The sequence below is a fragment of the Rhodococcus sp. NPDC055024 genome (genome assembly GCF_053608585.1).
Genome location: NZ_JBSGVT010000002.1, coordinates 296,171 through 310,338, shown reverse-complemented (window position 1 = coordinate 310,338; position 14,168 = coordinate 296,171). Strand labels below are relative to the sequence as shown.

General features: G+C 61.0%; 16 protein-coding genes. 11 read left to right on the top strand and 5 right to left on the bottom strand.

Features of this window, described 5'->3' with window-relative positions:
• Positions 1–28 precede the first annotated feature (28 nt).
• Positions 29–964, top strand: a complete 936-nt coding sequence (locus ACWF6P_RS07945) for an alpha/beta fold hydrolase (protein WP_452620652.1) — start codon at positions 29–31, stop codon at positions 962–964.
• Between the two features lie 85 nt (positions 965–1,049).
• Positions 1,050–1,556, top strand: coding sequence for a ClbS/DfsB family four-helix bundle protein (locus tag ACWF6P_RS07940; protein ID WP_452620651.1), 507 nt, complete (start codon positions 1,050–1,052; stop codon positions 1,554–1,556).
• Here the strand turns inward: ACWF6P_RS07940 and ACWF6P_RS07935 are convergent.
• The gene (locus ACWF6P_RS07935) at positions 1,547–2,125 is read right to left on the bottom strand and encodes a GNAT family N-acetyltransferase (protein ID WP_452620650.1); all 579 of its coding nucleotides are present in this window, start codon (positions 2,123–2,125) and stop codon (positions 1,547–1,549) included. The two genes, ACWF6P_RS07940 and ACWF6P_RS07935, sit on opposite strands and share 10 nt — an antisense overlap.
• A gap of 214 nt (positions 2,126–2,339) precedes the next feature.
• On the opposite strand from ACWF6P_RS07935, the gene ACWF6P_RS07930 reads away from it, so the two are divergent.
• Complete coding sequence (locus tag ACWF6P_RS07930; RefSeq protein WP_452620649.1) at positions 2,340–3,134, top strand: SDR family NAD(P)-dependent oxidoreductase; 795 nt, start codon at positions 2,340–2,342, stop codon at positions 3,132–3,134.
• A 1-nt stretch (position 3,135) separates the two neighbouring features.
• On the opposite strand, the gene ACWF6P_RS07925 is transcribed toward ACWF6P_RS07930, so the two are convergent.
• The 4 genes from ACWF6P_RS07925 to ACWF6P_RS07910 are packed head-to-tail and all read right to left on the bottom strand — an operon-like array spanning position 3,136 to position 5,902.
• On the bottom strand, positions 3,136–3,594 hold the full coding sequence (locus tag ACWF6P_RS07925) for a nuclear transport factor 2 family protein (protein WP_452620648.1): 459 nt from the start codon (positions 3,592–3,594) through the stop codon (positions 3,136–3,138).
• 51 nt (positions 3,595–3,645) lie between these two features.
• Positions 3,646–4,434, bottom strand: coding sequence for an SDR family NAD(P)-dependent oxidoreductase (locus tag ACWF6P_RS07920; RefSeq protein ID WP_452620647.1), 789 nt, complete (start codon positions 4,432–4,434; stop codon positions 3,646–3,648).
• A 30-nt stretch (positions 4,435–4,464) separates the two neighbouring features.
• On the bottom strand, positions 4,465–4,761 hold the full coding sequence (locus ACWF6P_RS07915) for a hypothetical protein (protein WP_452620646.1): 297 nt from the start codon (positions 4,759–4,761) through the stop codon (positions 4,465–4,467).
• Positions 4,739–5,902: a Rieske 2Fe-2S domain-containing protein gene (locus ACWF6P_RS07910; RefSeq protein ID WP_452620645.1), complete on the bottom strand. Its 1,164-nt coding sequence runs from the start codon at positions 5,900–5,902 to the stop codon at positions 4,739–4,741. The genes ACWF6P_RS07915 and ACWF6P_RS07910 overlap by 23 nt, the downstream gene beginning before the upstream one ends.
• Before the next feature lie 237 nt (positions 5,903–6,139).
• Between ACWF6P_RS07910 and hsaA the strand changes: the two genes are divergently transcribed.
• The 8 genes from hsaA (at position 6,140) to ACWF6P_RS07870 (ending at position 14,156) form a co-directional block, all read left to right on the top strand.
• Positions 6,140–7,306 (top strand): 3-hydroxy-9,10-secoandrosta-1,3,5(10)-triene-9,17-dione monooxygenase oxygenase subunit, encoded by a 1,167-nt coding sequence (hsaA, locus tag ACWF6P_RS07905; RefSeq protein WP_452620644.1) that lies wholly within the window; start codon positions 6,140–6,142, stop codon positions 7,304–7,306.
• Positions 7,307–7,344: 38 nt separating this feature from the next.
• The gene (locus tag ACWF6P_RS07900; RefSeq protein WP_452620643.1) at positions 7,345–8,637 is read left to right on the top strand and encodes a glutamine synthetase family protein; all 1,293 of its coding nucleotides are present in this window, start codon (positions 7,345–7,347) and stop codon (positions 8,635–8,637) included.
• A gap of 66 nt (positions 8,638–8,703) precedes the next feature.
• Positions 8,704–9,063, top strand: a complete 360-nt coding sequence (locus ACWF6P_RS07895; protein ID WP_452620642.1) for an ArsR/SmtB family transcription factor — start codon at positions 8,704–8,706, stop codon at positions 9,061–9,063.
• Positions 9,056–9,517 (top strand): SRPBCC family protein, encoded by a 462-nt coding sequence (locus ACWF6P_RS07890; protein ID WP_452620641.1) that lies wholly within the window; start codon positions 9,056–9,058, stop codon positions 9,515–9,517. The genes ACWF6P_RS07895 and ACWF6P_RS07890 overlap by 8 nt, the downstream gene beginning before the upstream one ends.
• Positions 9,518–9,598: 81 nt before the next feature.
• Positions 9,599–10,480: an SMP-30/gluconolactonase/LRE family protein gene (locus tag ACWF6P_RS07885; RefSeq protein ID WP_452620640.1), complete on the top strand. Its 882-nt coding sequence runs from the start codon at positions 9,599–9,601 to the stop codon at positions 10,478–10,480.
• 1 nt (position 10,481) lies between these two features.
• Positions 10,482–11,498: a TIGR03617 family F420-dependent LLM class oxidoreductase gene (locus tag ACWF6P_RS07880; protein ID WP_452620639.1), complete on the top strand. Its 1,017-nt coding sequence runs from the start codon at positions 10,482–10,484 to the stop codon at positions 11,496–11,498.
• A 30-nt stretch (positions 11,499–11,528) separates the two neighbouring features.
• Complete coding sequence (locus ACWF6P_RS07875) at positions 11,529–12,080, top strand: pyridoxamine 5'-phosphate oxidase family protein (RefSeq protein WP_378446796.1); 552 nt, start codon at positions 11,529–11,531, stop codon at positions 12,078–12,080.
• A 165-nt stretch (positions 12,081–12,245) separates the two neighbouring features.
• Positions 12,246–14,156 carry an alkyl/aryl-sulfatase gene (locus ACWF6P_RS07870; protein ID WP_452620638.1) on the top strand — a complete coding sequence of 637 codons (1,911 nt, stop codon included), beginning with the start codon at positions 12,246–12,248 and terminating at the stop codon, positions 14,154–14,156.
• Positions 14,157–14,168 lie beyond the last annotated feature (12 nt).

Genomic DNA, 14,168 nt, shown 5'->3' with positions numbered 1-14,168 from the left:
ATCGACGCCCGAGAAGATGAGGATGAGAATGAAGAAGATTCGTACCGTTGCACTGAAGGTGGTTGCTTCGGTGTCCGTAGTTCTAGTTGTGCTGGTATCGATTGCGCTCGTGTTCAATGTCAGCTCCAGCAAGGCGAGCGTCCCGACCGGGGACACGGGCAACCAGTTCGTGTCCGTCGACGGAAAGAACATGAGCTACTCGATCCGCGGCAACGGCGATCAGACCATAGTGCTGCTGCCCGGGTTCGGAACGTCCGCACCGATTCTCGACTTCACACCGCTTGTCAACGAGCTGGCGCCTGACTACCGCGTCGTCACGATCGAGCCCTTCGGCTACGGGCACAGTGACCAAACGGACAAGGACCGCACGACTGCGAACATCGTCGAAGAGATTCATACGGCAGTACAGTCGCTGGGGATTGAGGAATACATCCTCATGGGACACTCGATCACTGGTGTCTATGCACTGGACTACACCGCGAAGTACCGCGACGAGGTCACCGCATTCGTGGGCATCGACAGCAGTGTTCCAGGGCAGCCGAATATGGATACCAAATTTCCGATCGACGCACTCCGAGTGGGAAGGCAGTTGGGCTTGTCGGAACTGCTGTCCAAGTTCGTCGGTGGTGAGAACTCGGACGAGTACCTCGACGCTGCAGCAAAGGACGAGATGCGACAGTTGACTGCGAAGAACAACTTCAGCGACACCTACCTCAACGAGATGGACCATCTTTCCAGCAACTTCGCAGAAGCAATCGGCAGGACGTTCCCGGCCGATCTTCCGATTCTGTTGTTCGCCGTGCAGAATTCCGAAGTCGAGGGCTGGACTGCGCTGCACGAAGGGCAGGCCGCCTCCGTTGATCACGGAGAGTTGATCTTGCTGGACGGGGACCACTACCTGCACCACACCCGATCAAAGGAGATCGCCGAGAACGTCAACAGGTTCTTGGGCGAGCTGAACTAGATTTGGTAGACGTTGAGTTGAACGCGGAGTCATCGCATTGCGATGGCTCCGCTTCTTCCATCTCTACCGATCGTTTGGAGGCATTGTGGCGCAGATCTTTTCACGCCTCGAACTGATGAGTGAGCTGGACTCGGCATATTCGAAACTCGACGTGTTACTTGACGGCGCCGCCGAGGCCGATTTGTTCGACGTCATTGCCGTCGATGCGTGGACGGTGCACGACGTACTCGCGGTGCGTGTCTGGTGGGCAGAGGCCGTCGTAGAGTGGATAGGCGCCGGACTGCGTGACGAGACACCACAAACGCCGGCTGCAGGTTACAAGTGGACGCAAACTCCCGCACTGAATCAGTCGGTTGTCGACGCGAGCACCGACGTTCCGATTCCGGTGCTTCGCGATCGATTGCAAGCTGCCGTGGCGTTGTTACGCAGCTACGTCGAGACCCTCGACGACGATCAACTGCTGTCGGTCGGGGTTTTCTCGTGGACCAGGACGTGGCCGGTGTCGAGGTGGATCGCCGTCAATACGATCACCCAATATGCGTCTTTGTCGAAAATGATTCGGCGACTACTGAAATCGGCGAATCAGCTCTGAATGCGGTGCATCCGCCAGACCGTCGGTCCGTCGGTCAGTGAGATTTTGCCTGCGATCGTGAACCCGAATCGTTGGTAGAGCGGGAGATTTCGTTCGGTCGACGTATCGAGCCAGCAATCCTGTTCGGTTCGATCCAGTTCCGCCAAAGCATGTTTCAGTAGCGCGGAACCCAATCCGGTTCCGCGTGAGCGCGGGGTCGTACCGATCGTTGCCAACGACCACGCGTGTTCGGGTACGGGAAGCGCAGACAGTTGTTCGTCAGCCTGAAGTACGCGCTCGAACCGATCTCCGTGCAGTTCGACGATCTTCTCGACAGTCTCTCCATCAGGCTCGGGGGTGTCCGGCGGCAGGACGGCGATGACGCCGTTGCCGGAATCATCGATGTAGGAACGCCCGAACGGTAGTGCCAGGTGTTCGAGGTAGATCCGTTGCAGAGCCGCGACGCGTTCCACGTGGGAGTCTTCGGCGACGCACCAGTTCGTCCAGGGGTAGTCGGCAAACGCCTCACCGAGGACCTCGGCGGCACGGTCGAGGTCGTCGGTGGACAGCGGTCGAACAGAATTCTGCATAGCGCCACTTCAGCACAGTCGAGCCTGACGTCGCCACTCGATTTCGGCGGTGTAGCAGGTGCGCGGGCCGTGGTCACGTACTTGTGAGTTCATTCAAGAAAGTTGGACGCCGCCGTCGAACCTGCGTTCACTGGTAGTGATCGGGTAATCGCCTAGCTGTCAATTCCGGGCATGTGAGATCCGGGTATGGCGATTCTCCGCGAAGGGAACGGATATGAACAGGCTCGAAGGAAAGAACGTAGTGATCACCGGCGCCGCCAGTGGAATCGGGCGTGCAGCAGCAGAACTCATGGCGGAAGAAGGCGCCAAAGTGCTGGTTGCCGACCTCGATCCGGCGCGTGCAGAGGAAGCGGCGGCGGCGATTCGCGAGACCGGTGGCAATGCACTGGGTTTCGGCGTCGACGTCATGAACGAGGACTCCTTGGCTGCGATGATCGAAAGGGCGGTCGCCGAATTCGGCGGCATCAACGTCTTGTGCAATCACGTGGGCGGTAGTAATCCGCGCAAGGATCTCGACCTGCTCCGGATGGACCTGGACGAGTGGGATCGCGTGATGTCGCTCAACGTGCGTAGCACCGTGGTCGCTTCACGCCTTGCCATTCCGCACATGAACAGCGCCGGCGGAGGATCGATCGTCAACACGGCCTCGGTGGGTGGATTGATCGGCGATTCCCTGCAATCTGCCTATGGATCAGCCAAGGCGGCGGTCATCCGGTTGACTCAGTACATTGCAGTCCAGTACGGAGCGAACGGTGTTCGGTGCAACGCCGTAGCGCCGGGTGCGATCATGACACCCGCACTCGTGGACAACATCCCAGCTGACGTCATCGAAGGCATGAAGCAGGCCAACGCCCTGCCTTACCTCGGCGAACCCGAAGACATTGCACACGCCATGGTCTACCTGGCGTCGGACGAATCTCGCTACATGACGGGGCAGACCCTGGTGGTCGACGGCGGCCTCACCAGTAAGAGTCCGCTCGCGACCGGCCGTTTGTCGATGTTGAGCTGAGTCAGCTCCGCCAACCGCTGGGGCCGGCGCCCAGAACCTCGATAGATCCCTGACTGGCGTGTGAATGCTTGGTGCGGTGCGTTATTCGCCACGTGCCATCCACCCGAGCCCACGAATCGTGGTAGTCGCCGAGGGTGAAGAAGTTCAGGTGAGCTTTGCTCCCGGTGCCCACATGCATGTCGCTGACGTAGGAGCGACTGGTGGCGAGATCGCCGACCACCTCGACCAGAACGTTGCCGATCAGATGTTGGGTGGGTCCGCACTCGTCGAGGAACGAGCGGATGGACGCCACGACCTCGGCGGGTCCGCGGAGAGTTCCGGTGCCCAGTTCCGCCGTAGCGTCCGGCGTCATGATCCGGTGGAGTTCATCCCAGTCGCGGGCGTCCATGGCTCGCGCGAACTCGAAGACGGCGCGGGTGATCTCGCGTTCGTCGAGGAGAGTGGTGATGTCGATGCTCATGCTGTGCGCCTTTCTTAACGTCGGGGGGTTAATAAAGGCGCACAGCAGAAGTCAGCGGTTCAGTAGCTTGCGCATCGCTTCGGCAGCGCCCTTCACCATCTTGTCTCGGGGGAAGCCACTGCGCTTCTTGGCGCCTTCGTAGTTTCCTGCGGCGACCCAGATCGGGCCGTCGGCAAGGTGTTCGAGACCTTCACGTGCAACATCTTCGGGCTCTGCGACGTTCATACCCGGGATGTCGAAGTTCAGTCCCGCGCGAATCATAGCCGGTGTGCGAGTGACACCGAGAATGAACTCGACGACGTGAACACCGTACGGCTGGAGTTCGAGCCACAGGCTTTCGGCGAAGATGCGCCCGAATGCCTTGGACGCCGCGTAGATACTCTGGTGCTCGGAACCCATGAAGCCCGCAAGTGAACCGAGCAGCATGATGCCGCCGCGTCCGCGCTCCTTCATCAAACCGCCGAAGTGGTGCGAGAGTTCGAGTTGCTTGTTGATGTTCAGCTCGATAACCCCGGCAAATCCGTTCAGATCGCCGGTGACGAACTCGTGGCCGTAGCTGTTGGCGCCGGCGTTGAAGATGAGCAGGCCCACCTCGACGTCGTCGGTGACGGCTTTGATCTGATCGAGCGCGTCGGGAACGAGCAGATCCAATGCGAGAGTGCGTACTTCGACGCCATTGGCGCGTGCCTTGGCTGCGGTCTCCTCGAGTGGGCCCGGCTTGCGTGCGATGAGAACGAGGTTGATGCCGATCTTGCTGAGCTCGTCGGCGAACCCCGCGCCGACACCTTCGGAACCGCCGGCGATGACTGCCCACGGACCGTAGTACTGAGGATCGATCATTACTACCTTCTTCGAAAGATGTTGACTTGACTAGTGAAACGGAGCCGGTACGGGTTCGCTGTCGTCGACGATCGGCTTGGGCACCGGGTCTTCGTCGAGGATTTCGATCTCCCCGGCATTCGCAGCATCGACGATGGACGCGATCAAGGCGCCACACTCCTTGCGGGGAGCACCGGGTCGGCCCTCTCTTTGCCCGAATTCACGTTCGTCGGCAATTTCAAGGCACTTGGCGCGGGCCTGGTCGCTCCACTGAACAGTGGTGTGTTCCCAACTGTTCTTCTGGACCAGGACCTGCGCCTTGCACTCAGCGCACTGAAGAGGCTGCATCTTCTTCGGCCTTCTTCGCAGCGAGGTTGTCTTCGACTTCCTTCTGCCAGGCGGCGACGGGGCGCGCGGTGTCGAGTTCGAATTCGAATCGCTCGGTCATTTCGGGGGCGATATCCGCCACGTCGACGTAGAACTGCTCGTACCAGCGGCGGAGCTGATAGACCGGGCCGTCTTCTTCACACAGGAGCGGGTTCTCGATGCGAGTCTTGTTCTTCCAGATCTCGACGTCCTGCTCGAAGCCCTTGGCGATGAAGGTGCCGAAGTTCGCGGCCATCGCGTCGGCGGCTTCGCCCTGGAAACGATCCGACTTCTTGACGATGATGCCGTACTGGAGCACGAACTTGTCCGCACTGACCGGGTAGTGGCAGTTGATGAGCACGGAGTCGACGTTGTAGTCCTCGTACTCGTAGGTCAGGTCGTCGACCATGAAGGAGGGCCCGAAGTACGTGGCGACCGAGTTGCTGCCGACCATCTTCGGGGTGCCTGCTGCGTGGGGACGCATGTCCGAGCGAGCGACGCCGCGCATGTACTGCGTTGCAGCGTGGCCTTCGAAGACGTTCTTGAAGTACGTCGGGAACGAGTAGTGCACGTAGAAGAAGTGCGCCATGTCGACGATGTTGTCGACGATTTCACGGCAGTTCGTGTCGACGGTGGTGGTGTACCAGACCCAGTCGCTCCACTCGTCGCTGAGCGCGCCTTCGATGCGGGGGATGGCCACGTCGTCGGTCGGCGGGTTGCCCTCGGGGTCGTGCCAGACGAAGAGCATGCCATCCTGGTCGAGGGTCTGCCAAGCACGCGTCTTGGCCAGCGGGGGAACGCGGCGTGCGTACGGAATCTTCTGGCACTTGCCGTTGCCGCCCCAGCGCCAATCGTGGAACGGACAGGCAATGGCGTCGCCCTTGACGGTGCCCTGGCTGAGGTCGCCACCCATGTGACGGCAGTACGCGTCGAGGATCTTGACGTTGCCTTCACTGTCGGCGAAGACGACAAGTTTGGTGCCGAACGCCTCGATCGAGTGCGGCTGGCCGTCCTTGAAGGACTCCGTGAGTCCAATGCAGTGCCATCCACGTGCAAAGCGAGTGGGCGCGGTTCCAGCTTGGATCTCGCGAACCTCGTCGTTGTCGGACTGAGTGATCGTCACGATGAGTCCCGTCCTTTCCAGGGGCAGTGTCGACGCCCGACGCTAGGGGAGCGTGAATTGCCTCTGGGCCGTCGTCTCACTGGCCGGGACCAGCGGAGAGCACGAGGATCGGGCAGCTGATCCCGGCCTGCGGGACTTCGGATCACCGGAACGCATGATCGACATATCGTGACGGGGCAGCCGTTATGTCTATCTGCCGATCCGCTCCCTCACGGTTCGGTGCGAGGAGTGTCTCCCATGGTCAACAAGGTTCTGAGCACAGTCCGTGATCTGCTTCCGAAGATCGCGGCCCGCGCTCAGAAGGTCGACGATTCGCGCAAGATCTCCGAACGGACCATCCGAGAACTGTCCGAAGCCGGCGTCTTCTCGATGCTGGCGCCGAAGAGATACGGAGGCGCCGAGTGCGACCCGGTCCACTTCTACGAAGTGATCCGGGCCATCTCCGCTGCCTGTGGCTCGACGGGCTGGGTCGCCTCGGTGGTGGGGGTGCACCCGTGGCATCTGGCGCTTTTCGACGACCAAGCCCAGGCCGACGTGTGGGGAGAGGATCAGACGACGCTCATCTCGTCCGCCTACGCACCGGTCGGACGGCTGACGGCGGTGGACGGCGGCTACGAGCTTTCGGGCCAGTGGGGCTTTTCCTCCGGCTGTGATCACGCGAGTTGGGCGTTGCTGGGAGCGATGGTGGTCGGCATGGACGGCCGTCCCGTCGATTTCATGACGGTGTTGGTGCCGCGCACCGACTACGAGATCCGCGACGTCTGGGACGTCGTGGGAATGAGAGGCACCGCGAGCAACGAGATCGTGGTCAAAGACGCGTTCGTTCCCGAGCACCGATTGAAGCGCAACTACGAAACCGCGCAACTGCGTGGACCCGGCCAAGCAGTCAATCCTGGTCCGCTGTACAAACTTCCGTTCGGGAGCATCTTTACCTCGACGGTGGCCGCCCCGTGCGTTGGCATCGTTGCCGGTTGTTACGAGGGGTACCTGGACGTGATGCGTGAGCGCGTCCGTCTGAGCTTGGGTGGTGGACGGTTCAGTGAGGATCAGTTCGCGCAGGTCGCCGTCGCACGTGCGTCGTCGGAGATCGACGCCGCGATTCTGCAGATGGATCGCAACATCCGGGAGATGTACGAACTTGCTGTGGCCGGCCAGGAGTTGCCGCTCTCGATGAGGCTTCGGGCTCGTCGTGATCAGGTTCGCGCGACGGAACGTTCGGTGGAAGCGATCGACATGCTGTTCAAGACGGCAGGCGGCAACTCCCTCTCCCGTGGAAACCCGATCGAGCGCGCGTGGCGCGACGTGCACGCAGGCAGCGTTCACGTTGCCAACGAACCGGAGCGCGCGTTGGCGCTGTACGGCCGGGCAGCGTTCGGGCTGCCGGTGGAGGACAACCTGATCTGACGGGTTGGCGCGACGCCGGGCGGGGTATTTGCCTCTGGATGAGGGAAGTTCCGGCTCTGACCATCGGCTCGCTCGTCGACATGGCAGGTGTCACACGAGCGAAAGTGATGCCTGCGGCCCGAACCGGTGTCTTCGAGGAAGTCGGTGCGGGCGTCTCACCGAGTTGGAACGTCTTCTGTAGCGATGATCGGATTGCGTTCACCGATTCCTTCTCCGTCGTGGGCGATCTCCGATTACGTATCGACCGATCCGACCTCCGGGATCTCGGCGGTGGTGTGTCCTGGGCGCCCGCGACTGTGCACGAGCAGGACGGTTCGACGGCTGCCGTGTGCACGCGATCCGCGCTTGCTGCTGTCGTTGCGCGGCTCGCCTCCGACGGCCTCGAAGCCCGTGTCGGCCATGAGGTCGAGTTCACGCTTTTCGGTGACGCGTGTGGCGGTGAATGGTCGGCCTACGGGCTGGATGCGGTCGTTCGGCATGAGGACTTTCTCAAGGACCTCCTGCACAATGCCGAACGCGCACAACTACATATCGAGCAAGTCCATGCCGAATACGGGCCCGATCAATTCGAGATATCGATCGCTCCGAGCGCTCCTGTTCAAGCCGCCGATCTCGTGGTGTTGGCTCGGATCTTGATCAGCCGTACGGCCAGAGCGCACGGATTGGCGGCCTCGTTCTCGCCGATTCCCACCCTGGGCGGCGCAGGAAACGGCGCACACCAGCACTTTTCGTTGACCGCGAATGGTAGTTCGGTCTTCTCCGGCGGCAGTCGGGAGCATGGAATGACCGACGCTGGAGCTTCCGCTTTGGGCGGAATCCTCGCTCATCTGACGGAGTTCACGGCCGTCTTCGCGTCTTCACCGCTCTCCGGCCTCAGGCTGCGCCCGGACAATTGGTCGGGGGCCTACGTCTGTTGGGGGCTCGAGAACCGCGAAGCGGCACTGAGGTTCTGCGCAGAGTCGCCGTCGAATCCGCACGGCGCCAACGCCGAAGTGAAAATCGTCGATCCGTCGGCCAACCCGTATCTGGCGACCGCTGCGATACTTGGCCTTTCGCATATCGGTATCGGCAATGCCGCGCCATTGCCGCCGGAAATTGTGGTGAACCCGTCGACTCTCACGGAGGCGGAACGTGATGAGCGCGGGGTGACCCGAGTCCCCACCGATCTGCGCGAGATAGTGCAGAAGTTCAACTCCTCCTCGGTGGCGAAGGAAATCTTCGGGGAGTCGATCATCGAAGCGATGGTGTCTGTGAAGGGAGCCGAGCGGAAGACGTTCTCCCAGATGGACGAGGTGACAACCGTCGAGCGGCTTCGATACACCTGGGGTTGAAAAGGGTTGACGCCCAGGCCGCTGAGTTCTATGTTTAAGTTATTCCTTAATTAAGGAGTTGCTTACATGGACGAGCGAAGTGTCCGGCTCGATGCAGTGTTCAGTGCACTGGCCGACCCGACGAGGCGTGAAATGCTCTCTCGCCTGACGGATGGTTCGATGACCGTCGGCGAGTTGGCTGAGCCGTTCGAGATGAGTCGACCCGCCATCTCGCAGCATCTGAAGGTGTTGGAGAAGGCCGGTCTCATCGAACGGACCGCCACTGCGCAATGGCGCACCTGCACCCTTCGCGCAGAGGGGCTCGACGACGCCAGTGCCTGGGTCGACGAACATCGGCGGGGTTGGAACGAACGCTTCGATCTCCTCGACGAGCGTCTACGTGAGCTGAAGCAACGTCGACCGAAGAAGGAGAAGGACAATGAGTGACCAGAACGGCGATGCCACCGCAGAATTCACCATCACCCGAATCTTCGACGCACCACGTGAACTCGTGTGGCAAGCGTGGACCGATCCCGACGAGGCAGCCCGCTGGTGGCATCCCGAGGGCGTCAGCAGCCCCCGTGAGCATGTCACGATCGATCCCAGAGTTGGCGGAACGTACCGCTACCTGATGATCAACGACGAGAACGGAGCCGAGTACCCCACCGGCGGAACCTATCTCGAGGTCGACGAGCCGAAGAGGCTTGTCTTCACCTGGGGAAATCCAGGTGATCCGGTAGGCGCCGCGCCTCGGATAACGGTCACGCTCGCAGAACGGGGTGACAAAACCGAAATGACCTTCCACCTGGTAGGAATTCCGGGATTCAAGGGCGATGGGAATGTGTACGACGGATGGGAATCCGCTTTCGACGTGTTGGAAGAAGTTCGAGCCGGCGACTAGTCGGGAATCGGACACCGCGACAGCGGTGCCGGTGATTGAATGAGACTGATACTTCATTCATCACCGACTCAGGAGAGCCTGATGGCACCAGAAGTTGCGGTAGTTCTCGAGGGATACACCTACTTCGAATGCCCGCGCTGGCACGAGAACCGGATCTGGGTGTCGGACTTCTACACCTACCAGGTGATTTCGGCCCGCGAGGACGGGACCGACATACGCGTCGAGGCGGAGGTTCCAGGGCAGCCGTCCGGGCTGGGGTGGCTTCCGGACGGCAGATTGCTCGTCGTCTCCATGCGGGACCAGAAGATTCTACGGCGAGAATCCGACGGCGAGTTGGTCGTGCACGCAGACTTGTCCGGGTACGTCAGTGCCAACGTCAACGACATGCTGGTCGACGCGCAGGGACGAGCGTACGTGGGCAACTTCGGGTTCGATCTGATGAACCTGGCGCCCGTCGAAACGGCAGATCTACTCCGAATCGACCCGGACGGGTCGGTGCACGTTGTGGCACGAGATCTCCACTTCCCCAATGGAATGGCTTTGACGTCAACCGGAGATCTGCTCGTGGACGAAACCTTGGGGAATCGAATCAGCGCGTTTGCCGTCCAACCGGATGGCTCGCTGGGGGAGCGCCGCGACTGGGCGTCGTTCGGATCGGTGCCTGGTGGCCCCGAGATGGAGACCACGCTTGCACAGATTGTTGTAGCGGCCGATGGTTGTTGCATCGACGGAGACGATTCGATGTGGGTGGCCGATGCCCTCGGAAGTCGAATTCTCCACGTGGACCCGTCTGGCAAAATAATCGATGAAATTGCCTTCGACAGCGGCGTCTTCGCCTGTGGGCTCGGCGGTTCCGACGGTCGTACGCTGTTCGTGTGTGCCGCCCCGGACTTCAACGAACACGCTCGCAAGGTGGCTACCGAAGGAAAGCTGCTGTCGATTCGTCTGGAGCCGTTGGCCTGACATGGAATTGGTGACCTCGCTACCTGCCGATATCCCGCTGCGGCAGGTAGCTCAGCGTGTCAGACGCATCGAGAACCTCGGTTTCGACACGGTACACATCTCCGAGACCATTCGCGATCCGTTTGCGGTGGCGGCACTCGCCGTCGAGCACAGCACCACCCTCACTGTCCGGACGTCGATGGTTGTCGCGTTTGCACGCAGCCCCATGGTGACGGCTTTGGCTGCGTGGGATCTGGCGGACTTCTCGCGTGGACGATTCCAACTGGGGCTCGCGACGCAGGTGCAGGGAAACATCGTCGGGCGGTATTCGATGCCGTGGACGGATCCTGTTGCGCAACTGCGTGATTACGTCAGCGCAGTACGTGAGATCTTCCGAGTGTTCCAGGAGGGCGGTGAACTCGATCACGCCGGAACGCACTACACCTTCAACCGGCTGCAACCCTATTTCAACCCGGGGCCGATCGGCGTCCCCGCACCCGAGATATGGACCGGGGGAGTGAACTCCCGCATGTGCTCACTGGCCGGAGCTGTCGCCGACGGTTTTGTTGCTCACCCCACCAGCTCCCATCCGAAGGTGCTCGCGGAGAAGATCATTCCAGCTTTGGCGGCAGGAGGAAGGAAACCGAGACTGATCGCCGTTCCGAAGACGATCACCGGCAGAGATCGTGCTGCGATAATTGCGCAGCGAGAAGCGGTGCGCAGTGAGCTTGCCTTTCTCTACTCCACACCGGCGTACCGAGTTGCGCTCGAGGTCCTCGGATTGTCCGAGCTCGGGGAGAAGCTGACTGCGATGGCGCGAACGGGCGATTGGGCTCGACTCCCCGCAGTCCTCACCGACGATGTTCTCGACATCTTGGTCACGCAATGCACATACGCCGAACTCCCCGAAGCGCTGAGTTCGAAGTACGCGCACCTCTGCGACGGGATTGCACTGGCAGTGCCGACGGATCCCGCCGACGACGGAGATTTCACAGCGATGTGTGAGGAGCTCCGAACCGCCGCAGCGTCTGCCCCGTGACGTCCAGTCGGCGCGATCTACACTTTCGGCATGGGGCGCGTCTACGAAGGCATCGATGAAAAGCTCACCACGTGGTTGCAGGCTCAACCGCTGTTCGTCGTTGCCACCGCACCGTTGTCTGCTGACGGGTTGATCAATTGCTCACCCAAAGGTGGAGTCGGATCGTTTGTGGTGCTGACATCCACCCGGGTGGCGTACCTCGACCTGACTGGTAGCGGAGTGGAAACTATCGCGCACGTGCGTGAGAACTCGCGAATAACTCTGATGTTCATGGCATTTGGCGGACCGCCGAAGATTGTCCGGCTTCACGGCAATGCGCGCGTTCTACTGGCAGGGTCGGAACCGTTCAACGAGTTGGTCGGTAAGTTCCCCGACCACCCGGGGCTGCGGTCCATCGTCGTGGTTGATCTGACGCGCGTCTCGGATTCGTGCGGATACGCAGTACCGCTGATGGACTACCAATCCGACCGTGACGTGCTCGACCGCGTAGCGGAGAAGAAGGGCCCGGAGCGGCTCATCGCCTATCGCGCCGAGAAGAACGCGAAGAGTGTGGACGGTTTGCCCGGTATCGACCCGGAGTGACGCGCTGGTTCTGTCCTTCGCTCAGTCGCCATCTCACCTGTGACGGGTGATGCGCGAATTCCGCGTGGCCGCCAGATTGGCTGCAGAGGGTTCCGCGTCAGGTCACGGTCCGATGGCATCGCGTGCTTGCGTGGGCGAGAAGACAAGAACCGGAGGAGAGTACTCATGGGTGCTGAGACCAAGCCCGCAACGCCGTTCACGGTCGAGGTCAACCGCGCGGCAGTCGACGATTATCCGATGTCGGACCGCGAGGATTTCGGCGACGCGGACCGCGGATTCATCGCCGGGTGGGAGAACGATCAGGTCTTCAACGACAACGGTGATCTGATCCACGACGGTCAACCGCTCGAATACATCGCCGATGACAAACAGGCTCCGGAGTCGGTGAACCCGAGCCTGTGGAGGCAGTCGCAGTTGGTGAGGCGCTGTGGGCTCTACAAGGTGGTCGACGGTCTGTACCAGGTCAGATTCGCAGTCAACCTGACCATCGTCGACGCTCCCGACGGACTCGTCATCATCGACACCACCACCAGTGCCGATCTCGCCAAAGCTGGGCTGGAGTTGTTCCGTCGTGAACTGGGCAACAACAAGCCGATCGTCGCGATCATCTACACCCATACGCATTTCGACCATTACGCCGGCGTCAAAGGCCTCGTCGACGAGGCAGACGTAGCTTCGGGCAAGATTCCGATCGTCGCACCCGGAACCATCGAATCGTTCAACAAGTTCGCGATCGGTGAGAACGTCATCACCGGCAATGCGATGTCGCGACGTATGGGATACACCTTCGGTCTGATTCTGCCGCAATGCGATTGCGGTCTGGTGACAGTCGGTCTGGGTTCGGGTGCCGACAACATGAACATCCACATGACGTACATTCCGCCCACCGACGGCATCACCAAGACCGGCGAGGTGCGTAATCTCGGCGGGTGGGAATTCGAGTTCCTGTATGCCCCGGACACCGAGGCGCCGGAAGAGATGCACATCTGGATCCCCGCCATCAAAGCGCTCACGTGCGCCGAGAACGCCAACCACTCGATGCACAACATCCAGACGATCCGCGGCGCGCGTACCCGAGACGCGCGCAACTTCGCCAGGTACTTGGATGAGACGTTGGTGCGATGGGGCGCTGACGTCGAAGTACACCACGGCCCGCACACGTGGCCGGTGTGGGGGAACGCCACAGTGGTGGAATTCCTTGAATCACAACGGGACATGTACAAGTTCATTCACGATCAGGCTCTTCGATTCGCCAACCAGGGTTACACGCCGCTCGAAGCTGCAGAGGTCGTGCGACTGCCGGAGGCCATCGGCCAGAAGTGGTACAACCGCTACTACCACGGCGGACTGCACCACAACGTGCGCGCAGTGTTCCACAAGGAGCTCGGCTTCTGGGACGGAGACCCTGCGACGATCTTGCCGTTGCTGCCCGAGGATCACGCCAAGCGGCACGTCGACTTGATCGGGCGGGAGAAGATACTTACCGAGGGCCGCAATGCTTTTGATGCAGGCGACTATCGATGGGCGGTGCAGCTTCTCCATCATCTGGTTTTCGCCGATCCTGGCGACGAGGAAGCGAAGAATCTGCAGGCAGACGCCTACGAGCAGCTCGGGTATCAGCAGGAAGTTCCGCAGTATCGGTCGATCTTCCTCGCCACCGCAATGGAACTGAGGAACGGGGTGACCGGTGCCGGCCAGGTCAACACCGACAGCGCGGACACGATCTTGTCGATGCCGATCGATCTGCTTTTCGACTATGCGGGCGTGCACCTCGTTGCCGAGAAGGCAGACGACGTCGACATCTCCATCAACTTCAGTTTTGTCGACACCAAACAAGATTGGAACATGTGGGTTCGTCGGGCGGTGCTGAACGCACGCTCCGGACGGGCATCCGACGCGCAACTGACGCTCACGGGTCCGAAGCCGCTACTTGCCGGAATCCTGCTCCAACCGGGCAAGGCGTCCGCGATTCTCGAAAGCGGAAAGGTCACGCACTACGGCGACGTCTCGACTCTGTCGCGCTTCGCCGACATCATGGACGTGTTCAACCCGAATTTCAACATCGCGACGCCGTGAGAAAAGAAAGGC